The sequence below is a fragment of the Stenotrophomonas maltophilia group sp. P373 genome (assembly GCF_053295075.1).
Genome location: NZ_CM129994.1, coordinates 4,206,856 through 4,226,902 on the forward strand (window position 1 = coordinate 4,206,856; position 20,047 = coordinate 4,226,902).

The window sequence follows — 20,047 nt, forward strand, 5'->3', positions numbered from 1 at the left end:
CAGGGCGGTACCTTCCCCAGCGGACGCACGCGTATCATCGTCGCGAACGCCCTGATTTCCGGAGACACCGATGAACCCGCTGCGCCCCTTCCGCGACAAGATGCCCATCCTCGGCGAGCGCGTGTACATCGACCCGGCCTGCACCGTCATCGGTGACGTGGAGCTGGCCGAGGACGTATCAGTGTGGCCCGGCACGGTCATCCGCGGTGATGTCAATTACGTGCGCATCGGGGCGCGCACCAATGTGCAGGACGGCACGATCATCCACGTCAGCCACCACAGCCCCTACAACAAGGCCGGCTACCCGACCCTGATCGGCGAAGGCGTGACCGTCGGCCACGGCTGCATCATCCATGCCTGCACGATCGGCGACTACAGCCTGATCGGCATGGGCGCCTGCATCCTCGACGGTGCGCGCGTCGAGCGCCATGGCTTCGTCGGCGCCGGTGCGGTGGTCGGCCCGGGCAAGGTGGTTGGCGAAGGCGAGCTGTGGGTGGGCAATCCGGCCCGCCCGGCGCGCACGCTGAGCGACAAGGAGATCGAGTCGCTGCACTACTCGGCCGACCACTACGTGCGGCTGAAGGACGAATACCTGGGCTGAGCAGCCAACGCCGCCATGCGGCTCTGCTAAAGTCTGGGCCCGACCAGGACCTGTCGAGACCCCCATGCCTGTGGCTGCCTGCCGGAGAGGACTCCGGCGCCCACAACGAAGGCCATCGCACTGATGGCCGCACCGATGCTCGATACCTACCGCGAGGTGGTGACGCCGGAGGGTGTGCCGCTGCAGCTGCCGGCAGCCGGCCCGGTGCCACGGGCGATGGCGTGGCTGGTGGATCTGGGCGTGCGCATCGCGGTACTGGTGGTGATGTCGATTCCACTGGCACTGCTGGATTCGTTCGGCTCCGGGCTCGGCCTGGTGCTGATGTTCCTGGTGTACTGGGCCTACCCGATCGTCTGCGAAGCGCTGTGGGGCCGTACCCTCGGCAAGCGCGCGCTGGGCCTGCGCGTGCTTGCGCGCGATGGCGCGCCGGTAGGCTGGATGCCTGCCATCACCCGCAACCTGCTGCGCACCGTGGACATGCTGCCGTTCGGCTATGCACTGGGCCTGATCAGCAGCCTGTTCGATCCCCATGGCCGTCGCCTGGGCGATCTGGTGGCCGGCACCGTGGTGGTGCATGCGCCCGTGCTGTACCTGCCGCCTCCGCCCACCATCGACAGCGTGCTGGCCCCGCCGCAGCCGCTGCGACCGGAAGAGCAGGCCGCGCTGATGGCCTTCGCCGAGCGCGCGCCACGGCTGTCGGCGGCCCGCCAGCAGGAACTGGCCGGCATCGCCGAACCGCTGACCGGCACCCACGGCCAGGTCGGCGTACTGCGCTTGTATGCCATGGCCAACTGGCTGTTGGGGCGACGATGAAGCAGGAGCAGTTCGTCGCCCGCTACCAGCAGGAATGGCAGGACCTGGAACACTGGCTGCTGCTGCGTGCTGGTGCTGCGCGCCGCACGCGGCGCAAGGCCAGCGCGCTGGCAGTGGACGACGCCGCCTTCCCGCAGCGCTACCGGCGCCTGTGCCAGCAGCTGGCACTGGCCCGCGAGCGCGGCTACAGCCCGCAGCTGGTGCAGCGCCTGCAGCAGTTGATGCAGCAGGGCCACAGCGTGCTGTACCGCACGCCGCCGACGCGCTGGCGCGGTGCACTTGAATTCCTGGTGGCCGACTTCCCGCTGCTGGTGCGCAGCCAGGCGCGCAGCATGTGGGTGGCACTGGCGATGTTCGCGCTGCCGGCGGTGGCCTGCTTCGTGCTGGCGCAGCTCTACCCGGACCTGATCCACATGGTGATGGACAACCGCCAGATCGCCGAGATGGAGCGCATGTACGATCCAGCGGCCGAGCGCCTCGGGCGTGACAGCGGCACGGACTGGATGATGTTCGGCCACTACATCCTGAACAACATCAGCATCGCCCTGCGTACCTTCGCCAGTGGTCTGCTGGCCGGCCTGGGCACGCTGCTGGTGCTGCTGTTCAACGGCGTGATCATCGGTTCGGTGGCCGGCCACCTGCAGCACATCGGCCATGGCGATCCGTTCTGGCGCTTCGTCGCGGGCCATGGTGCGTTCGAGCTGACCGCGATAGTGATCGCCGGCGGTGCCGGCCTGCAGCTGGGCATGAAACTGCTGGCCCCCGGCCGGCGCAGCCGCCTGGATGCGCTGGTCGAAGGCGGCCGCATCGGGGCCCGGCTGTGCCTGGGCGTGGCGTTCATGCTGCTGGTGGCCGCGTTCATCGAAGCGTTCTGGTCGTCGATTGCCGAAGTGCCGGCGTGGGGCAAGTTCAGCCTGGCCGGCGTGCTGTGGGCCGGCGTGCTGCTGTGGCTGTGGCGCGGCGGGCGCGGAGGCGGCAATGCGCATTGACCGCCTGGACGTGGCGCTGCGCGCGCGCAGTGGCTGGGAAGCAATGGAGCTGGGCAGCGCCCTGTCGCGCCGCCACGCGCGTGCGGTATGGGGCAGCTGGCTGCTGGCCAGTGCACCGTTGTTCGTGATCTTCAACGCGCTGGGCTGGTGGCTGGATGCGTTCGGCTGGGCCTGGCTGGCGATGTGGTGGTGCAAGCCACTGTTCGAGCGAGCGCCACTGTACGTCCTGTCGCGCGGCATCTTCGGTGAGCCGGTGGGCGCGCTGGCAGCGCTGCGCGCGCAGCGCAGCTGGGGCAATGCGGGCTTCTGGGGCTACCTGGGCTGGCGCCGCTTCAGCGTGCTGCGCAGCCTGTGCCTGCCGGTGAACCTGCTGGAAGGCAACGCGCCGGCCCAGCGCGGTGCACGCCGCCGCGCCGTGGCGGCCGGTGCCGCGGGCGCCGCCGTCGTGCTGACCGTGGCCTGCATGGCCTTTGAAGGGGTGCTGGTGTCCGGTGCGATCGGCGCGGTGTTCATGTTCATGCCACTGGAGCTGATGTCCGAATCATGGCGTGCCGCATGGGACATGATCGGCCAGGACACGCCTGCCTGGGCGCAACTGGGCTTCAACCTGGCGTGCTGGCTGGCATCGGTGCTGATCGGACCGTTCTATGTCGGCGCCGGCTTCGGCCTGTACTTGAACCGGCGTACGCAGATGGAAGCGTGGGACGTGGAGATCGCGCTGCGCCGCCTGCGCGAGCGGCTGCTGCCGGCAGCATCGACGCTGGCGCTGCTGCTGTGCCTTGCCCTGCCGCTGGCCTTCGCGCCAGTGCATGCGCAGGACGCGCAGACGGTCGCTGGGCAGGCCGGCGATGCCGAAGGGGACGAGGACAGCGCAGAAGAACCCGCCACTGCGGCCAACGACCCGGCCAATACGCCGGCGATGATCTTCGGTGCGGCGCCGGTGGACACCGCCGGTTTCCGCCAGGCGGTGAACCGCGCCTATGAAGATCCGCTGCAGCGCCCGACCCGCCAGGTCACGCGCTGGAAGCCGATCGAACAGGCCGAGGAAAAAAAGAAGGAAGACAAGGCGCTGCAGAGCGACGGCAGCAGCAAGGGCGAGCGCAGCAACCGCAAGGCCGGCATTGCCTGGCTGGCGCGCCTGGCCGAGTGGGGCCTGTGGGCCCTGCTGGGCGTCCTGCTGCTGGTGCTGCTGCTGACCGCACGGCTGTGGCTGCCGTGGCTGCGCGGCAGTGGCCGGCGCAAGGCCGACGCTGTACCGCAGGTGGTGGAGGAACAGGTGGAGCTGCCGGTCGTGCTGCCGCCGGACGTGGCCACCCAGGCCGGCCTGCTGTGGGACCAGGGCCGGCCGCGTCAGGCGCTGGCCCTGCTGTACCGCGCCAGCGTGCGCACGGTGGGCGAGCGCAGCGGCATCGCGCTTCCGCCCGGTGCCACCGAAGCGCAATGCCTTCGCGCCTCGCGGCGCATGCCCGATGCCACCGACCGTGACCTGTTCGCGCGCATCGTGCGCATGTGGCAGTACGCCGCCTACGGTGGCCGCCTGCCCAGCCGCGCCGATTTCGATGCACTGGCCGACACTCTGCGCCAGCAGTACCGGTGGCTGGCATGAGCCCGCGCCTGTTCTGGTCGCTGTTGCTGGGCGGGCTGGTGCTGCTCGGCGTACCGCTGACGATCCTCTACCTGCGCACGCATGAGCGGGTGACCGAGACCGTGCAGCTGCCGCCGCAGGGCGAAGCTGGCTACAACCCGCTGTACGTGCTTGGACAGGCCCTGCGTGCCGATGGCATCGACGTGCACTCGCGGCCGCGGCTGGACCTGCAGCAGATGGCGCTGGGTCCGCGCGACACGGTGGTGCTGCTGCAGGACAGCAGCGAACTGCCGGCACCGGTGGCCAGGGCCCTGCTGGCCTGGGTCGATGGTGGTGGCCATCTGCTGGTGCGCACGCCGCCACCCGCAGAGGACGACGCCAGCAGTACGCAGGGACCGCTGCTGGACCAGCTGGGCGTGGACAGCCTGTACCAGCAGAGCGACTGCCAGCCGTTCCACGTCATCGACGATCCCAGCCATGTGGAGTTCTGCGGTGGTCGTCGCTTCACGCTGGGCTTTGCCGCCCGTACACACACCGAACGGCGTTGGGGCAACGAGCGCAACCTGGTGTTCGCGCGACTGCGCCACGGGCAGGGCAAGGTGAGCGTGCTGGCCGACATGGAGTTCATGCGCGGCGAGGTGGATTCGCCGGCAGCACGCCTGGCGTCGGCTGCGGGCAAGGCCAGCGACGGCCTGCACGATCTCTCGCACCGCGACCTGACCCGCTATCTGCTCGATCCGAACTACGGCAAGGGCACTTTCTGGCTGGTCTACGCCAGCCGCCCGCCGTCGCTGTGGGCGCGCCTGTTCTACCAGGGCTGGCCGGTGTGGGCGCCGCTGCTGCTGGCCCTGCTGGGCTGGCTGTGGGGCCGTTCGCAACGCTTCGGCAGCCGCCTGCCGTCGCCGGTGCTGGAACGCCGCTCGCTGCTGGAACACGTGCGTGCCAGCGGCGAGCTGCTGCTGCGCTTCGGCCAAGGCGCGCGCCTGTATGACGCCGTGCTCGCCCTGTTCCTGCATCGCCTGCGCCTGCGCGCACCGGTGGCCGCCGCACTGGACGGCGCGCCGCGCGAACAGGCCATCGCCGAACTGCTGTCCTGGCCGCAAGGCCGCGTTGCCAGCGCGCTCACGCCCCCTCCGCCGCACGATTCCTCCGCCCTGCGCGAGCGCATCCGCTTGCTGCTCCAGATGAGATCCCTGCTATGACCGAAGTCCCCGAGCTGCCGGCGGCCGCCAACGCCCGCCTGATCGAACGCGTCGATGCCATCCGCGATGCCGTCGGCCACGCCTTCATTGGCCAGGCCGATGTACTGGACCAGATCCTGGTGGCGCTGCTGGCCGGTGGCCACGTGCTGATCGAGGGCGTGCCCGGGCTGGGCAAGACCCTGCTGGTGCGCGCACTGGCACAGGCCCTGGAACTGGATTACGGCCGCGTGCAGTTCACCCCCGACCTGATGCCCAGCGACGTCAGTGGCCATGCGGTGTACGACCCGAAGAGCGAGAGCTTCAAGATCCGCCGTGGCCCGGTGTTCACCCACCTGCTGTTGGCCGACGAGATCAACCGTGCGCCCGCCAAGACCCAGTCGGCACTGCTGGAAGTGATGCAGGAAGGCCAGGTGACCATCGAAGGCAAGGCGTTCACCCTGGCGCCGCCGTTCATGGCGCTGGCCACGCAGAACCCGCTGGAGCAGGAAGGCACCTACCCGCTGCCGGAGGCACAGCTCGACCGCTTCCTGCTGAAGGTGCTGATCGACTACCCGCAGCTGGAGGACGAGAAGCGCATGGTGACCGCGATCACCAGTGGCCGCGCCGCCAGCGATTTCGACCTGAGCCAGGTGCCACGCGTACTCGGTGCCGGCGAACTGCTGGAACTGCAGCGCGCCACCGCGGCGATCACCGTCGATGACGAAGTGATCGACTACGCAGTACGCATCGTCGCGGCGACCCGGCAGTGGCCGGGCATCGCGGTCGGCGCCGGCCCACGCGGCAGCATCGCGCTGGTGCGTGCCTCGCGTGCGCAGGCGGTGCTGGCCGGCCGCGACTTCGTCACGCCGGACGACGTGCGCGACATTGCTCGCCCGGCACTGCGCCACCGCATTGCACTGGCCCCGGAGCTGCAGATCGAAGGCCAGGACGCCGACGACGTGCTGGGCGCACTGCTGGCCAAGGTGGAAGCACCGCGCCGATGAGGCCTGCCCCGCTGCTGCTGGCGCTGCTGCTGGCCTGGGCCGCCCTGGGCGGCCTGGTGCTGGGCGGGTTGCTGCCGCGCTGGAGCTGGGCGCTGGCCGCCGTAGCCATCGCGCTGCCTGCGCTGTTCGACCTGTGGCGCCAGTCGCAGCGCCCGTCGCCGCAGGTACAGCGCGAACTGCCCGAAGCGCTGGCGCTGGGCGTGCGCCGCGAGGCGGCGCTGCGGCTGCAGGCCGAGCAATCGATGACGGTGCAGGTGTTCGACCTGGTCCCCGGCGGCTGGCCGCTGGAATCGCTGCCACAGCGCGTGCGCCTGCGGGCCAGTAGCGCCTCCACGCTGCACTACCACCTGCAGCCGCTGCAGCGTGGGCACTTCCGCTTCGAAGGCGTGCACCTGCGCATGCGCTCGCCGTGGCGGCTGTGGTGGCAGCAACGCACGCTGCCGCCCGCACTGGACGTGCGGGTCTATCCGAATTTCGTGCCGCTCACGCGCTTTGCGTTGTTCAGTGCCGACCAGGCCTCGCGGCTGGTCGGTGCACACGTGAAGCGCCGCCGTGGTGAAGGCACCGACTTCCACCAGATGCGCGAGTACCGCGTCGGCGACAGCCTGCGCCAGCTGGACTGGAAGGCCACCGCGCGTGCGCGCAAGCTGATCTCGCGCGAGTACCAGGACGAGAAGAACCAGCAGTTGCTGCTGATGCTCGACAGTGGCCGGCGCATGCTGGCCAGCGAAGGCGGTCTCTCGCACTTCGACCATGCCTTGAATGCCTCGCTGGTGGTGGCCTACCTGGCGCTGCGCCAGGGCGATGCCGCCGGCCTGTTCGCTGCCGGTGGCGAACGCCGCTGGGTCGCGCCGCAGCGCGGCATGGGCACGGTCGAGCACCTGCTGCGCGCCAGCTACGACCTGCAGCCACGCGCGGTGGCCACCGATTACCTGGCCGCTGCCACCGAGGTGTCGCTGCGCCAGCGCCGGCGAGCACTGGTGATGCTGGTCAGCAACGTGCGCGACGAGGACATCGAAGACCTGCTGGCGGCGGTGCGCCTGCTGCAACGGCGCCACCTGGTGTGCGTGGCCAGCCTGCGCGAGCGCGAGCTGGACGGCGTACTGGAGGGGGACGTGCAGACGCTGGAGGACGCCACCCAGGCCGGTGCCGCGGCGCTGTACCTGCAGCAGCGCGCGAAGGCGCACGAAGCGCTGCGCAGCGAGAAGGTGATGGTGCTGGACGTCACCGCCGACGCCCTGCCGGGCGCGCTGGTGGAGCGCTACCTGGCGGTGAAGCGCGAAGGGTTGCTTTGAGCCGAGCGTGGGCTCGGCTCTACACGAATCGGGTTGTCTGTAGCGCCGAGCCCATGCTCGGCTGCCGGCCAGCGGCCGGCACTACCTACCCCTGCAGCAAGCGACGCTGCAACCGCTCCACCGCACGCTGCAGCAGCGCCCGGTTGCGGGCCAGCTTCATCCACTGCGGCAGGCGCGAGAACATGGATCGATGATGGCCGCGGCCCTCGCGCAGCGTCGCGCCCGCGTATTCGTGCAGTGCCTGCAGATGTTCGGCGTTGTAGGCCCACAGCAGGCCCGCGCGGGTCGATTCGACCAGGCGCAGCGGCAGACCGAAATGCGGATCGGCAGGCTCGGCGTCACGCAGGGGACGCGTCAACACCGTGACCTCGGTGCTGCGATCGCACTGTGCGCATCGGGCGGGGAAGGATGCAGGCGCGGGGATGCCGGCGGGAATCGGCCGACACACATGCAGCCACTGATGCCCGCAGAATCCACAGGGCTGGCGGCCCAGAATGCGGACCGCACCCACCCAGTCGCCGCTGTCCAATGCAGCGCTGCAAGCGGTGCAGCGGAAACGCGCGGTCCATCGATAGGGTTCCCAGCGGGCGATCACCCAACCGGGGGCATCGCAGCGGTGGCAACGCACCGCGACGCGGTCCGCGAAGGCCTGCAGGCTGCGCCCGTCATCGAAATGCCGGCCCGGCGCGGGCGTGGCACGCCCATGCCGGCCAGGCCAACGCCGCACCGTCATCAGACGTAGATCCGCGTCGGCGCCTCGTCGACGATCGCGTGCGGCAGGAACCGCGCACTGTCGCGGGTGATCGCGCTGTCGTCCTCGCGGATGCCGATGCCGCAGGCGTGGTCACCCACCACCCAGCTGCCGATCAGCGGGTAGCCACCTTCGAAGCGGGTCAGCGGATGGGCGCGCTGGATGATCGCCGGGCCGTCGTAGGGACCGTCGCTGCGCTGGGTGCTGCCATCGGCCAGGTGCATCTCGATGTTGGCACCTTCGCGCGAGAACAGCGGCTTGCGCACCCAGCCCGGGGCCAGCGTGCTGCCGTCATCGAAGTGCGCCTCCAGCAGGTTCGGATGGCCTACGTTGCGCTGCCACAGCAACGGCAGGATGCCCTTGTTGCTCAGCACTGCCTTCCACGCCGGTTCCAGCAACTGCACGCCCGAACCGGGCAGCGCGCGGCCGAACTCTTCGGCCATCAGGTCTTCCAGCGGGTACAGCTTGAACAGCGTGCCGATCACCGAATCATCCAGCGCGGTGAAGCGGCCGTCCTCGGACAGGCCGATGTCCTCGATCGCGATGGCCTGGCCATGCAGGCCGGCCTGCGACGCGCAGTCGCGCAGGTACTCGACCGTGCCACGGTCTTCTTCCGAGCTTCCCACCGCGCTGAAGTACAGCGGCGGCGGCAGCTGCGTGGCCAGTTCGCCGAAGCGCTCGACCAGTGCCTCATGGATCGCATTGAACTGGTCGGCATGCTGCGGCAGGCGGCCGGCGTTGCGCTGGTCTTCCAGCCACTGCCACTGGAAGAAGCTGGCCTCGAACAGCGAGGTCGGCGTGTCGTAGTTCAGCTCGTACAGCTTGGCCGGACCGGTGCCGTCGTAGGCCAGGTCCAGGCGGCCGTAAAGGTGCGGCTGGCGCTGGCGCCAGCTGTCGGCGATCCAGTCGCGGTAATGCGACGGAATCGCCAGCTGGTCCATCAACCGCTCGCTGCCGATGACATCACCGACCAGATCCAGCGCCATCTGGTGCAGCTCGGCACTGGGGTCTTCGATGTCCTGTTCGATCTGGCGCAGGGTGAACGCGTAGTACGCGCTTTCATCCCAGTAGGGCTGGCCATCGATGGTATGGAAACGGAAACCCGCTTCCTCCGCGCGTGCCCGCCACTGGGCACGCGCGGCAATCCGGATGCGCTGCATGGGTCGATCAGCCGCCGTAGCTGCCGCTGGTGCTGCGGCGTGCGCTGGTGTTGCCGAAGCCACCACGGCTGGCAGTGACCGCACGGTTCGGTTCGCTGGTGACCGGTGCCAGACCGGCCTTGCCGGCGCCGATGCCGCTGGCGGTGTTCAGGCCACCGGTGCCGCCCGGTGCCGGGCGCGCCCAGCCAGCGTTCTTGTCCTGGTATGCCGGTGCCGACGCCGGCGCCTGCGGGGCGAGGCCGCCGCGGTTGCTCAGCATCTGCGACATGAAGAAACCCATCATCATCGGGCCGATGAACGAGGTGCCGGCCGAGGTGTGCTGCTGCACGCACTGCTCCGGCTTGTAATCCTTCTCGCAGGCTTCCTTGCTGGCGTACTTCGGCGCCGCATCGGCGGCCTGCTTCTGCGCTTCGGCAAAGGCATTGCGGCACGACGACGGATCACCGGTGGCCTCGGTGCAGGCCTCGACCGAGGTGTACAGGCCTTCCTGCACCTTCACCTCCGGCTCCTTCTGGCAGGCGGTGAACAGCAGCGGCGCAGCGCTCATCAGCAGCAGCGCGGTGGTGCGTGAACGTTTCATGGCCTCATGCCCTGTATACGGATCAATGCCCCAATGATGCCAAATCCGGGCCAGCAACCGGAATCGGCAAAGTGGGAAAGATGAACGGCCTTTCATTTTCGTCGGCATTGGGGTCAGAGCCCATCGCGCTGCGATGGGATCCGACCCCGGGCGGCACACCGCACTGGTAGGTGCCAACCTTGGTTGGCACACGCCCCGCGGCGCCGCGCTATGCCCGGCGCGCGCAGCCAAGTCTCCGGCGAGAAGCCCCCTTGTTGTTCAAGGGGGCGCGCCGCAGGCGCGGGGATAAGGGGAAATGCGCGGACCACCAAGCCGCTGCAAGCGGTGAAGGTGGTTGCAGCAGCAACCGAAAAAATTGGCCATGATCGGCTGACCCCCACGTCGTACGGCCCGCCCGTTCCGCCAGCCATGCCCGAATACCGTTCCCGCACCTCCACCGCCGGCCGCAACATGGCCGGCGCCCGCGCCCTGTGGCGTGCCACCGGCATGAAAGACGGCGACTTCCACAAGCCGATCATTGCCATCGCCAACTCCTTCACCCAGTTCGTGCCCGGCCACGTGCACCTGAAGGACCTCGGCCAGCTGGTCGCACGCGAAATCGAACAGGTCGGTGGCGTCGCCAAGGAATTCAACACCATCGCCGTGGACGACGGCATCGCGATGGGCCACGACGGGATGCTGTATTCGCTGCCCAGCCGCGAGATCATCGCCGACGCCGTGGAGTACATGGTCAACGCGCACTGCGCCGACGCGCTGGTGTGCATCAGCAACTGCGACAAGATCACCCCCGGCATGCTGATGGCTGCGCTGCGCCTGGACATCCCGGTGGTGTTCGTCTCCGGCGGGCCGATGGAAGCGGGCAAGACAAAGCTGTCCGAGCACAAGCTGGACCTGGTCGACGCGATGGTGGTGGCCGCCGATGACAGCGCCTCCGACGAGAAGGTCGCGGCCTTTGAACGCAGCGCCTGCCCCACCTGCGGCTCCTGCTCGGGCATGTTCACCGCCAACTCGATGAACTGCCTGACCGAAGCGCTGGGCCTGTCGCTGCCCGGCAACGGCACTACGCTGGCCACCCATGCCGACCGCGAGGCGCTGTTCCGTCGCGCCGGCCGCCTGATCGTCGAGCTCTGCCATCGCTGGTACGGCGGCGAAGACCCGAGCGCGCTGCCGCGCGGGATCGCCACCCAGGCCGCGTTCGCCAACGCGATGACCCTGGACATCGCCATGGGCGGCTCCACCAACACCATCCTGCATCTGCTGGCCGCAGCGCAGGAAGCGGAGGTCGACTTCGACCTGACCCACATCGACGCGCTGTCGCGACGCGTCCCGCAGCTGTGCAAGGTGGCGCCGAACACACCGAAGTACCACATCGAGGACGTGCACCGCGCCGGCGGCGTGTTCGGCATCCTCGGTGAACTGGATCGCGCCGGCCTGCTCGATACCACAGTGCCGACCGTGCACAGCGCCAGCCTGGCCGAAGCGCTGGAACGCTGGGACGTGGTGCGCAGCGACAACGACACCCTGCATACCTTCTTCAAGGCCGGCCCGGCCGGCATCCCCACCCAGGAGGCCTTCAGCCAGGCCACGCGCTGGCCCGCGCTGGACCTGGACCGCGCCGAGGGCTGCATCCGCTCGCTGCAACATGCGTATTCGCTGGAAGGTGGCCTGGCTGTGCTGCGCGGCAATCTGGCCGTCGATGGCTGCGTGGTGAAAACCGCCGGCGTGGATGAATCGATCCATGTGTTCGAAGGCCCCGCACGCGTCTACGAAAGCCAGGACGCCGCCGTCGCCGGCATCCTCGCCGACGAGGTGCAGCCGGGCGAGGTGGTGGTGATCCGCTACGAAGGGCCGAAGGGCGGCCCGGGCATGCAGGAGATGCTGTACCCGACCAGCTACCTGAAGTCGAAGGGACTGGGCAAGCAGTGCGCGCTGCTCACCGATGGCCGCTTCTCCGGTGGCACCTCGGGGTTGTCGATCGGCCACGTTTCGCCGGAAGCGGCCAGTGGCGGCGCGATCGGGCTTGTGGAAGACGGTGACCGCATCCGCATCGACATCCCGGCCCGCCGCATCGACCTGTTGCTGGATGAGGCCACGCTGGTCCAGCGCCGCAGCGAGGCCGATGCACGCGGCTGGAAACCGCGTGCGCCGCGCCCGCGCAAGGTCACCAGCGCGTTGAAGGCCTACGCCCTGCTCGCCACCAGTGCCGACAAGGGCGCCGTACGCAACACCGCCCTGCTCGGCGATTGATGCCGATCCGGTAGTGCCGGCCGCTGGCCGGCATCTTAAAAAAAGGGACGGAGGGGATTAAGTCGTTTGAGGCACAAACGACTTAATCCCCTCCGTCCCCTTTTTTCAGCCGATCACGCGCTTGAACGGCGGCAGCGCGTCGATGATGCGCTTGCCGTAGCGGCGGGTCAGCAGCCGCGAATCGAGGATGATCACGCGGCCGGTGTCGGTGGAGGTGCGGATCAGGCGACCGGCGAACTGGGTCAACGTGCGCAGCGCGTGCGGAATGGCGATCAGGTTGAACGCATTGAGCCCGCGGCCCTCGAACCATTCGCTGAGGGTGGCAGTCTGCGGATCGGTCGGCACCGCGAACGGCACCTGGGTGATCACCACCGTGGTGCACGCTTCACCGGGCAGGTCGAGGCCTTCACCGAACGAGTTCAGGCCGAACAGCACCGAACCCTCACCCGCTTCGACGCGGCGCAGGTGTTCTTCGATCAGCCGGGTCTTGGACATCTCGCCCTGTACCAGCACCTGCTTGCGCCGCGCGGCCGGCATCAGCCCGGCCACCTTTTCCATCTTCCAGCGCGAGGTGAACAGCACCATCGAGCCCTTGGCCCAATCCAGCTCGGTGTCGAGGTAGCGCGCCACCTCGCGGGGATGGCCTTCGCGGTCGTCGGGGGTGACCGGGAACCTGGGCACGATCAGCTCGGCCTGGTTGGGCAGGTCGAACGGCGACGACAGCGAGACCATCTCGGCCTCTTCCGGAATGCCGTTGTCGATCGCCAGCGACTGGAAATCGCCACCGCCGGTCAGCGTCGCCGAGGTCATCACCACCGAGTCCACCTCATCCCACAGCAGCTTGCGCAGCACGTGCGCGGCCGATACCGGCGAGCCGTGCAGCACCAGGTCGCCGTCGCGGGTGGCGGTGACCCAGCGCGCCATCGGCGGCGCGCCGTCCTTGTCCTCGCGGCGCCAGGCCTGCCACAGGTTGTACTGTTGCTCGATCATTTCCAGCGCCATGCCCAGGTTGCGCTGCAGGCGCTCGCGCGCGGCGTCGTCCGGCTTGCCCTTGGCCACCTGCGCGGTAGCGGCATGCGCCCAGTTGTAGAGGCTGCGGGTCTCGTCGGCCAGTGCCTCGATCGGCTCGCGCCAGGCCTCCGGCAAACGGCCGTTGGCCGCGCGCCACATCGGCTCCTCGTCCGCTGGCGCCGGCATCCACACCCGCTCGATGTGATCGCGGAACGCGCGCAGCTGCTTGGCGACGTTGCTGGCGACCTCGATCGCTTCGTTCGGCAGCAGGTTGCCGAGGCGGTCCTTGTCGACCGCGCGGTAGGCACCGGCAATCAGGATCTGCAGGCGCCCGGTGCGCTTGGCCATTTCATCCAGCGCCAGGCTGGCCGCGCCCTGGTCGATCGCCACGTTGCCGATGTGATGGCCTTCGTCCAGCACCAGCAGCATGTCCGACGGCGGCGCGATCAACGGCTGGCCGTTGTCGCTGTCGCCGATCGACAGCGCCGACAGCAGCAGCGCGTGGTTGGTGACCACGATCTGCGCATCGCGCACGGTGTTGCGTGAACGCAGCACCGCGCACTGCGCCGAATACGCACAACGGCGCCCGGCGCAGCCCGAGGCCGGCGTGGTGATGCGGCTGCGCAGGCCGGGACTGATGGTCTCCGGCGCATTGTCGATATCGCCGTCCCAGCTGCCGCCGGTGAAGGCATCGGTCAGGCGCTTGGCGATGTCCATCTCGATCGGCGCCAGCGGCCGGTCGAACAGTGGTGCATCATCCTCGAACATGCCGCCCTGCGAGCCCTCGCCCTGTGCTTCGGCGGCGTTACGCGTGCACAGGTAGCGGGTACGGCCCTTGGCCAGCGCCACGGTTGCTTCCAGGCCGGTGGCCTTGAGGAAATTCGGGATATCGCGCTCGACCAGCTGCGACTGCAGCGCCACGGTGCCGGTGCTGATCACCAGCTTCTTCTTGCTGGCCAGCGCAATCGGTACGCCCGCAGTGAGGTAACCCAGGCTCTTGCCGACGCCGGTCGGCGCCTCGACCACGCCAACGCCGCCGCTCTTCGACAGCGCGCGTGACACCACGCCGATCATCTGGCTCTGCGAGCGGCGGGTGGAGAAGCCGGGAGTATTGGCCTGCAGCGTCGTGTACGCCTTGCGGATCGCGTCCTTCAAGGGGTCATCGAGCGTGCGCGGAGCGGCGACGGTTTCGGTCACGCCGGGAATTACCGTGGCTGGATCGGGCCGGTCATTGTCGCATGGCCGGCCATGTCCGCCGCCGCTGGCTGCCTGAACGGGGCAGCGGCGACGCCCGGCGGCTGGATGAACACGCCGGACGCTGCTGGCGACGGCCCTGGGCCGTCACCGCGGTGTCACTGCACCGCGTTGCCGCGCAGCCGCAGCAGGCGCACCAGCGCCCACACCAGCAGCACCACGCCGATGGCCTCGACCATTGCCAGCGCGAAATGCAGCACGCCGAGGATGGCGCTCAGGCTCGACACGGCACTGAAATCACCACTGCGGACCATCCACATCGGCAGGATGCCCGCCGCCATCCCACCGAGGCTGGTCAACAGCAACAGCAGCAGGCCGACCAGGGCGCCGGTGCGGGTCGCATCGCGCGGCGCACCGACCACCCAGACCAGGCCGACGCACAGCGCGATCAGCACCGGCAGGCGCACACCGACCATGCTCAGCACGGTCACCATCAAGGTCGTGCCGTCCATCGATCAGTCCTCGCCGGCCAACACAGCCGGGCCCTGGCGCAGCGCCTGGTAGACCTCGTCGGTCTGCGGGCGTACGCCGTGCCACTGCAGGAAGCTCTCTGCGGCCTGTTCGACCAGCATGCCCAGGCCATCCACGGTGTTGCGGCAGTTCGCCGCGCGTGCCCATGCCAGGAAGGCGATCGCCGCCTCGCCATAGTTCAGGTCGACGGCGGTGGTCATCGAGTTGACCAGCGACAGCGGCAGCTTGAACTCGACATCGCGGTCGCGGCCCGCCGAGGTGGCGTTGACGATCAGTTCAAAGTCGCCCAGGTCGCGCAGGTCCTCCCAGTAGCGGCTGATCGCGCGGCCCGGTTCGCCCATGGCATCGATCAGCTCGTCGGCACGTTCCGGCGTGCGGTTGACCACCACCAGTTCGGTGATGCCGGCATCGAGCAGCGCCGGGGCGACGCTGCGCGCCGAGCCACCGGCACCGATCATCAGCACGCGACGGCCGCGCAGGTCCAGGCCGTGGCGGTCGGTCAGGTCGCGCACCAGGCCGATGCCATCGGTGGTGTCGCCGTGCCAACGGTCGCCCTTGCGCAGCAGCGTGTTGACCGATCCGGCGCGGCGCGCCCGTGCGGTCAGCGTGGTGCACACCGAGAACGCGGTTTCCTTGTGCGGCAGGGTGACATTGGCACCGACACCGCCCTCGGCAGCGAAGGCCTCCAGGCCGGCCAGGAACGCCTCCGGGGCCAGGTCGATCGCGCGATAGTCGATGGCGATGCCTTCCTGGCGACCGAACGACGCATGGATCTGCGGCGACTTCGAATGGGCGACGGGGTGTCCGAAGACGGCGTAACGGTCGGTCATGGAATCCTCAAGCTGGCTAGACTGATGCTCTGTTCGTGCATGGAACCGGATGATGCGCATCACCCCGCCCCTGCTGGTGCTTGCCGCCAGTCTACTCTCTGCCCCCGTGGCGATGGCGTTGAACGAGTACGGCATCGAAGGCATGGGCGTGGTCTCGACCCGCGCCGACGAGGGTCGCGCCACGATCAGCGCCGATGGCCAGCGCATCGTTTTCGCCCGCCGCGGCGAAGCCGGCTGGGGCCTGTGGGAGGCACGCGTGGTCGACGGTCGTTGGCAGCAGGCACAGGCACTGCCGGTCGGCGTGGCCGGTGAAGCCCGCGATCCCTACTTCAGCCGTGATGGCCGCTGGCTGCTGTTCGCGGCCGGCCGCGAGGGCGCGCTGGCGCTGTACCGCGCTGCGCTGGCCACCGATGGCCGGCTGGTCCCAGCGCAGCCGCTGGGCGGTGACGGCGGGCGCCGGGAAGAGCGCGGACCGGCCCTGAGCGCGGATGGCAAGCAGCTGTTGTTTGCCCGCCAGCAGGGCCATGGCGCCGGCTGGGACCTGTTCGTAGCGACGCTGGATGCGCAGGGCCTGCGTGGCCCGGCCACCGCACTGAGCGCGCTGAACAGCGCCGACGACGAGACCGACGGCGACTGGCTGGGCCATGACGGCGCCGTGGTGTTCAGCCGCGGCCACGGCAGTACCGCGCAGGTCTGGAGCAGCGGCTGTGCGTGGAGCGGTGTGGCGCTGCAGCCGCTGGGACTATCGTTCAACCAGGCCGGCGGCTGGACCGGCACGCCGGTGATCGACAACGCCAGGCCCGGCGAGATGATGGTGGCCAGCAGCGCGGCAAAGGCGCCGCGCGCCGGTGGCGTGGACGTGTACCGGTTGGCGGTGCCCAGGGTGGCGGCGGTGGCCGGGTGCGTGCGGTAGATCCACGCCATGCGTGGATGGCGCCCGCGAAGGGGTCAGAGCCCTTTCCTGCGGAAAGGGATCCGACCCCGGGGATTGCCCGTCAGCGCGACAGCACCTTGGCGCGCAACTGCTCGTACTCCATCTCGCTCAGCTGGCCGTTGTCCTTGCGCTGGTTCAACGCAGCCAGCTCGGCCTGCACGCTGTCCGGCAGGGCCTGCTCACGGGCTACGTGGCGGGCGGCGGAAAGCTGCTCCGGCGGGCGCTTGCCCGCCCGCCAGGCGGCGATGAAGACAGCGACGATGATGGCACCGAACACCAGGACACCGGTGCCCCAGATCAGCCATTGCATCCATCCCAGTTCGGGTCCCATCGCGCAGTCCTCCGTCTATCGTGGCGCTATTGTCAGCGCTCGCGCAGCCATCGCGCCACCTGCGGCGCGAAATAGGTCAGCACGCCATCGGCACCGGCCCGCTTGAAGCCCAGCAGCGACTCCAGCACGCAGGCACGCTCGTCCAGCCAGCCGTTGGCGAAGGCGGCCTTCATCATCGCGTACTCGCCACTGACCTGGTAGGCGAAGGTCGGCACGCCGAACGTGTCCTTCACCCTGCGCACCAGGTCCAGGTACGGCATGCCCGGCTTGACCATCACCATGTCGGCGCCCTCTTCCAGGTCCAGCGCGATCTCGCGCAGAGCCTCGTCGCCGTTGGCCGGGTCCATCTGGTAGGTCTTCTTGTCGGCCTTGCCGAGGCTGGCCGCGCTGCCCACCGCATCACGGAACGGGCCGTAGAACGCCGAGGCGTACTTGGCCGAGTAGGCCATGATGCGCACGTTGATGTGGTTGTCGGCATCCAGCGCACGGCGGATCGCGCCAATGCGGCCGTCCATCATGTCCGACGGCGAGACGATGTCCACACCGGCCTCGGCGTGCGACACCGACTGCTTGACCAGCGCTTCGACCGTGATGTCGTTCAGCACATAGCCCTTGTCGTCGATGATGCCGTCCTGGCCGTGGGTGGTGTACGGGTCCAGCGCCACGTCGGTCATCACGCCCAGTTCCGGGAAGCGCGACTTCAGCGCGCGGATCGCACGCTGCGCCAGGCCGTCCTCGGCCCACGCCGCCGACGCGTCCAGCGACTTCAGCGACGGGTCGATCACCGGGAACAGGTCGATCACCGGAATGCCCAGTTCCAGCGCTTCTTCGGCCACCTTCAGCAGCTCTTCGATCGACAGCCGCTCCACGCCCGGCATCGACGGCACTGCGGTGCGGCCCGCCAGTTCGTGCACGAACACCGGGTAGATCAGGTCGTCGGTGGTCAGCGTGTTCTCGCGCATCAGGCGGCGCGAGAACTCGTCGTGGCGCATGCGGCGCGGGCGGTAAAGCGGATGGGACATGGCAGGCTCCGAGGAGTGGCTATTGCAACAGGTAACCCTGCGGCAGCAGGGGTTCGGGCAAGGGGCGTTCGCCGAGCGCGTCGAGCTGGTCGATCTCGATCGTGCGCACCAGCGCGTCCAGCGGCAGGTCGTTCGGCTCCAAGCCGAACGGGTCTTCCATTTCTTCGCCCAGCTGGTCCAGGCCGAAGAAGGCATAGGCCAGCACCGCCGACAGCACCGGCGTGCCCCAGCCCAGCGAACTGGCCAGGCCGAACGGCAGCAGCACGCAGAACATCCACGCGCAGCGATGCAGCAGCAGGGTGTAGGCGAACGGCAGCGGCGTGGTGAGGATGCGCTCGCAGCCGGCCTGGATCGACGACATCGCGTGCAGGCGCTCCTCCAGCTGGGTGTAGAGAATCGGATCGAGCTCGCCGGCGCGCAGCGCCTGGGCCAGCTCGGCAGCGATCATCGACAGCAATGCATCCGGCACGTTCTCGCGCTGGCCCAGCTGCTCGCGTTGCGGCTTGTCCAGCCATGGCAAGGCAGCCAGGGCCACGATGCGTCCACGCAGGCGCGCGGCCAGCGCATGGGCGAACGCGGTGGTGAGGTACGCGATGCGGCGACGGCGGCCGCCGTCATCGGCCAGCAGCAGGTGCACCTGGCGGGCCAGCGAACGTGATTCGTAGACCAGCTGGCCCCACAGCTTGCGGCCTTCCCACCAGCGGTCATAGCAGGCGCTGTTGCGGAAGCTGAGGAAGATCGACAGGACCAGGCCGAGCAGGGTGAACGGCGTGACCGACACGCGTTCGATGCCGGTCGGCGGGGCCAGTTCCACCACGGCCGCCACGGCAATGGACAGGATCAGGATGGCCAGCACCTTCGGCGCGATCGCTTTGACGATCGAGCCGCGCAGGATGTACAGCAGTTGCCAGCCGTGGGGACGGGGTCGGATGATCATCGGGCAGCCGCGCCAGGCGCGGAATCACAGGCACGCGGGGGGCTCGCGCAGCCGCTCATTGTACGCCCCTGCCCGGCCAGCAGCCGTGTATCTGCGACGCCCGGTCGCACCGGGTGCCGGGATTCAGATCACGCCGCCGCCCAGGCCCAGGCGCAGGATGCCGACCACCACCACGATGCCGTTCAGCACCAGCCCGGCCCAGGCCCGACCGCGCTTGGTCGGGTGGGTAAACAGGATGCCCAGCGCGGCGATCACCGCGCCGACGGCGGCGAACGGGATCAGGAACCAGTTGCCCCAGCCAAGCAGCGGAATCAGCGCCAGGATCATCCACAACAGCGCAAGTACGCCCCACAACAGACTGATCACGCCCATTCCGCTCTCCCGCAGTTGGTTCCTGTCTGTCCACCATAGTCGTTCACGCGGTCGCCGCCTACTGCCGTTGGCGGGGCTGTCACCCGACGCGTGCTAGCGTGCTGCCGTGGGTGCCCGGGCCCGGGTGTTGGCGCCGATTCAGAGTGGCCCACCGAAGATCGCAACCAGTCCTACAGGGGTCGTGCCATGAACATCCGTTGGGCCGCGCTGGCGGCCATCCTGCTGGTCGCCGCCGGTTGTGCCAGCACCTCCAAGGTCATGCTGGGGCGCGCCCGCGCGCCGATCGATCCGGCACTGGTGCAGATCTATTCCACGCCACCGGCCGGCTCGCAGGAAATCGCGCAGCTGGAATCGGCATCTGCCGTGGGCTTCGGCACGCAGGGCCAGACCGATGCCGCGGTGGCACGCCTGAAGCGTGAAGCGGCGGCACTGGGCGCCAATGGCGTGGTGCTGATGGGCGTGGGCAGCAGCGGCTCACCGGTGGGCATGTCGGTGGGTGCCGGCACCTTCGGCTCGCATGTGGGGGGTGGCGTCGGCATCGGTATTCCGACCACGCAGAAGCGCGCCGCCGGCGTGGCGATCTGGGTACCCAATCCGGAACCGCCGGCACGGTTGCCGACCCAGGTGATCACGCCGCAGCGGTGATGCAGTAGATCCACGCCATGCGTGGATGGACATT

At 69.0% G+C, this 20,047-nt stretch carries 20 protein-coding genes; 10 read left to right on the top strand and 10 right to left on the bottom strand.

All coding sequences use genetic code 11. The features are described 5' to 3' along the window. The first annotated feature begins 70 nt into the window (after window positions 1-70). The 7 genes from ACSYHF_RS19495 to ACSYHF_RS19525 all read left to right on the top strand — a co-directional run bounded on the left by ACSYHF_RS19495 (window position 71) and on the right by ACSYHF_RS19525 (window position 7,468). Window positions 71-601, top strand: coding sequence for a gamma carbonic anhydrase family protein (locus ACSYHF_RS19495; protein ID WP_005420152.1), 531 nt, complete (start codon window positions 71-73; stop codon window positions 599-601). A 123-nt stretch (window positions 602-724) separates the two neighbouring features. Next, window positions 725-1,414, top strand: a complete 690-nt coding sequence (locus ACSYHF_RS19500) for an RDD family protein (RefSeq protein WP_005420157.1) — start codon at window positions 725-727, stop codon at window positions 1,412-1,414. Further along, window positions 1,411-2,403: a stage II sporulation protein M gene (locus tag ACSYHF_RS19505; protein WP_262220829.1), complete on the top strand. Its 993-nt coding sequence runs from the start codon at window positions 1,411-1,413 to the stop codon at window positions 2,401-2,403. The genes ACSYHF_RS19500 and ACSYHF_RS19505 overlap by 4 nt, the downstream gene beginning before the upstream one ends. Continuing rightward, window positions 2,393-4,009 (top strand): DUF4129 domain-containing protein, encoded by a 1,617-nt coding sequence (locus ACSYHF_RS19510; RefSeq protein ID WP_139727960.1) that lies wholly within the window; start codon window positions 2,393-2,395, stop codon window positions 4,007-4,009. Before ACSYHF_RS19505 ends, ACSYHF_RS19510 begins: the two co-directional genes overlap by 11 nt. Next, window positions 4,006-5,190 carry a DUF4350 domain-containing protein gene (locus tag ACSYHF_RS19515; protein WP_188238999.1) on the top strand — a complete coding sequence of 395 codons (1,185 nt, stop codon included), beginning with the start codon at window positions 4,006-4,008 and terminating at the stop codon, window positions 5,188-5,190. The genes ACSYHF_RS19510 and ACSYHF_RS19515 overlap by 4 nt, the downstream gene beginning before the upstream one ends. Then, window positions 5,187-6,173, top strand: coding sequence for an AAA family ATPase (locus ACSYHF_RS19520; protein ID WP_188239000.1), 987 nt, complete (start codon window positions 5,187-5,189; stop codon window positions 6,171-6,173). The genes ACSYHF_RS19515 and ACSYHF_RS19520 overlap by 4 nt, the downstream gene beginning before the upstream one ends. Continuing rightward, window positions 6,170-7,468 carry a DUF58 domain-containing protein gene (locus tag ACSYHF_RS19525; RefSeq protein ID WP_005420169.1) on the top strand — a complete coding sequence of 433 codons (1,299 nt, stop codon included), beginning with the start codon at window positions 6,170-6,172 and terminating at the stop codon, window positions 7,466-7,468. Before ACSYHF_RS19520 ends, ACSYHF_RS19525 begins: the two co-directional genes overlap by 4 nt. A gap of 85 nt (window positions 7,469-7,553) precedes the next feature. Here ACSYHF_RS19525 and ACSYHF_RS19530 read toward each other — a convergent pair whose 3' ends face one another. Genes ACSYHF_RS19530 through ACSYHF_RS19540 form a run of 3 tightly spaced genes read right to left on the bottom strand, consistent with a single transcriptional unit; the run spans window position 7,554 to window position 9,959 of the window. Then, window positions 7,554-8,201 carry a hypothetical protein gene (locus ACSYHF_RS19530; RefSeq protein ID WP_069138797.1) on the bottom strand — a complete coding sequence of 216 codons (648 nt, stop codon included), beginning with the start codon at window positions 8,199-8,201 and terminating at the stop codon, window positions 7,554-7,556. After that, a complete protein-coding gene (locus tag ACSYHF_RS19535) occupies window positions 8,201-9,379 on the bottom strand; it encodes a glutathionylspermidine synthase family protein (RefSeq protein ID WP_134955882.1) in 1,179 nt (392 codons plus the stop codon). The genes ACSYHF_RS19530 and ACSYHF_RS19535 overlap by 1 nt, the downstream gene beginning before the upstream one ends. Window positions 9,380-9,386: 7 nt before the next feature. Then, window positions 9,387-9,959 (bottom strand): DUF1190 domain-containing protein, encoded by a 573-nt coding sequence (locus ACSYHF_RS19540; protein WP_005420172.1) that lies wholly within the window; start codon window positions 9,957-9,959, stop codon window positions 9,387-9,389. A gap of 408 nt (window positions 9,960-10,367) precedes the next feature. On the opposite strand from ACSYHF_RS19540, the gene ilvD reads away from it, so the two are divergent. Beyond that, complete coding sequence (gene ilvD / locus ACSYHF_RS19545; RefSeq protein ID WP_065177877.1) at window positions 10,368-12,206, top strand: dihydroxy-acid dehydratase; 1,839 nt, start codon at window positions 10,368-10,370, stop codon at window positions 12,204-12,206. Between the two features lie 105 nt (window positions 12,207-12,311). Here the strand turns inward: ilvD and dinG are convergent, their stop codons facing one another. The 3 genes from dinG to aroE form a co-directional block, all read right to left on the bottom strand. After that, entirely contained in the window at window positions 12,312-14,414 is a 2,103-nt protein-coding gene (gene dinG, locus ACSYHF_RS19550; RefSeq protein WP_053496799.1) for an ATP-dependent DNA helicase DinG, read from the bottom strand. A gap of 155 nt (window positions 14,415-14,569) precedes the next feature. Continuing rightward, a complete protein-coding gene (locus tag ACSYHF_RS19555; RefSeq protein WP_005420176.1) occupies window positions 14,570-14,923 on the bottom strand; it encodes a hypothetical protein in 354 nt (117 codons plus the stop codon). Window positions 14,924-14,926: 3 nt separating this feature from the next. Continuing rightward, window positions 14,927-15,772 (bottom strand): shikimate dehydrogenase, encoded by an 846-nt coding sequence (gene aroE / locus ACSYHF_RS19560; RefSeq protein ID WP_005420177.1) that lies wholly within the window; start codon window positions 15,770-15,772, stop codon window positions 14,927-14,929. Between the two features lie 49 nt (window positions 15,773-15,821). Here aroE and ACSYHF_RS19565 point away from each other — a divergent pair, with 49 nt between their 5' ends. Further along, entirely contained in the window at window positions 15,822-16,685 is an 864-nt protein-coding gene (locus tag ACSYHF_RS19565) for a TolB family protein (protein ID WP_329915464.1), read from the top strand. 82 nt (window positions 16,686-16,767) lie between these two features. Here ACSYHF_RS19565 and ACSYHF_RS19570 read toward each other — a convergent pair whose 3' ends face one another. The 4 genes from ACSYHF_RS19570 to ACSYHF_RS19585 form a co-directional block, all read right to left on the bottom strand. Next, window positions 16,768-17,037: a hypothetical protein gene (locus tag ACSYHF_RS19570; protein WP_095378227.1), complete on the bottom strand. Its 270-nt coding sequence runs from the start codon at window positions 17,035-17,037 to the stop codon at window positions 16,768-16,770. A 32-nt stretch (window positions 17,038-17,069) separates the two neighbouring features. Continuing rightward, window positions 17,070-18,059 (bottom strand): porphobilinogen synthase, encoded by a 990-nt coding sequence (hemB, locus tag ACSYHF_RS19575; protein ID WP_005420181.1) that lies wholly within the window; start codon window positions 18,057-18,059, stop codon window positions 17,070-17,072. Between the two features lie 19 nt (window positions 18,060-18,078). After that, window positions 18,079-18,996 (bottom strand): bestrophin family protein, encoded by a 918-nt coding sequence (locus ACSYHF_RS19580; RefSeq protein WP_069138806.1) that lies wholly within the window; start codon window positions 18,994-18,996, stop codon window positions 18,079-18,081. Between the two features lie 123 nt (window positions 18,997-19,119). Continuing rightward, window positions 19,120-19,368, bottom strand: coding sequence for a hypothetical protein (locus ACSYHF_RS19585; RefSeq protein WP_005420185.1), 249 nt, complete (start codon window positions 19,366-19,368; stop codon window positions 19,120-19,122). A gap of 186 nt (window positions 19,369-19,554) precedes the next feature. Between ACSYHF_RS19585 and ACSYHF_RS19590 the strand changes: the two genes are divergently transcribed. Beyond that, window positions 19,555-20,013: a hypothetical protein gene (locus tag ACSYHF_RS19590; protein ID WP_005420187.1), complete on the top strand. Its 459-nt coding sequence runs from the start codon at window positions 19,555-19,557 to the stop codon at window positions 20,011-20,013. The last annotated feature ends 34 nt before the right edge of the window (window positions 20,014-20,047 follow it).

Bases quoted from the DNA above. Each gene is read 5' to 3' on its own strand.
- ACSYHF_RS19495 (WP_005420152.1), top strand. From the start codon at position 71: ATGAACCCGCTGCGCCCCTTCCGCGACAAGATGCCCATCCTCGGCGAG.
- ACSYHF_RS19500 (WP_005420157.1), top strand. From the start codon at position 725: ATGGCCGCACCGATGCTCGATACCTACCGCGAGGTGGTGACGCCGGAG.
- ACSYHF_RS19505 (WP_262220829.1), top strand. From the start codon at position 1,411: ATGAAGCAGGAGCAGTTCGTCGCCCGCTACCAGCAGGAATGGCAGGAC.
- ACSYHF_RS19510 (WP_139727960.1), top strand. From the start codon at position 2,393: ATGCGCATTGACCGCCTGGACGTGGCGCTGCGCGCGCGCAGTGGCTGG.
- ACSYHF_RS19515 (WP_188238999.1), top strand. From the start codon at position 4,006: ATGAGCCCGCGCCTGTTCTGGTCGCTGTTGCTGGGCGGGCTGGTGCTG.
- ACSYHF_RS19520 (WP_188239000.1), top strand. From the start codon at position 5,187: ATGACCGAAGTCCCCGAGCTGCCGGCGGCCGCCAACGCCCGCCTGATC.
- ACSYHF_RS19525 (WP_005420169.1), top strand. From the start codon at position 6,170: ATGAGGCCTGCCCCGCTGCTGCTGGCGCTGCTGCTGGCCTGGGCCGCC.
- ACSYHF_RS19530 (WP_069138797.1), bottom strand. From the start codon at position 8,201: ATGACGGTGCGGCGTTGGCCTGGCCGGCATGGGCGTGCCACGCCCGCG.
- ACSYHF_RS19535 (WP_134955882.1), bottom strand. From the start codon at position 9,379: ATGCAGCGCATCCGGATTGCCGCGCGTGCCCAGTGGCGGGCACGCGCG.
- ACSYHF_RS19540 (WP_005420172.1), bottom strand. From the start codon at position 9,959: ATGAAACGTTCACGCACCACCGCGCTGCTGCTGATGAGCGCTGCGCCG.
- ilvD (WP_065177877.1), top strand. From the start codon at position 10,368: ATGCCCGAATACCGTTCCCGCACCTCCACCGCCGGCCGCAACATGGCC.
- ACSYHF_RS19555 (WP_005420176.1), bottom strand. From the start codon at position 14,923: ATGGACGGCACGACCTTGATGGTGACCGTGCTGAGCATGGTCGGTGTG.
- aroE (WP_005420177.1), bottom strand. From the start codon at position 15,772: ATGACCGACCGTTACGCCGTCTTCGGACACCCCGTCGCCCATTCGAAG.
- ACSYHF_RS19565 (WP_329915464.1), top strand. From the start codon at position 15,822: ATGATGCGCATCACCCCGCCCCTGCTGGTGCTTGCCGCCAGTCTACTC.
- ACSYHF_RS19570 (WP_095378227.1), bottom strand. From the start codon at position 17,037: ATGGGACCCGAACTGGGATGGATGCAATGGCTGATCTGGGGCACCGGT.
- hemB (WP_005420181.1), bottom strand. From the start codon at position 18,059: ATGTCCCATCCGCTTTACCGCCCGCGCCGCATGCGCCACGACGAGTTC.
- ACSYHF_RS19580 (WP_069138806.1), bottom strand. From the start codon at position 18,996: ATGATCATCCGACCCCGTCCCCACGGCTGGCAACTGCTGTACATCCTG.
- ACSYHF_RS19585 (WP_005420185.1), bottom strand. From the start codon at position 19,368: ATGGGCGTGATCAGTCTGTTGTGGGGCGTACTTGCGCTGTTGTGGATG.
- ACSYHF_RS19590 (WP_005420187.1), top strand. From the start codon at position 19,555: ATGAACATCCGTTGGGCCGCGCTGGCGGCCATCCTGCTGGTCGCCGCC.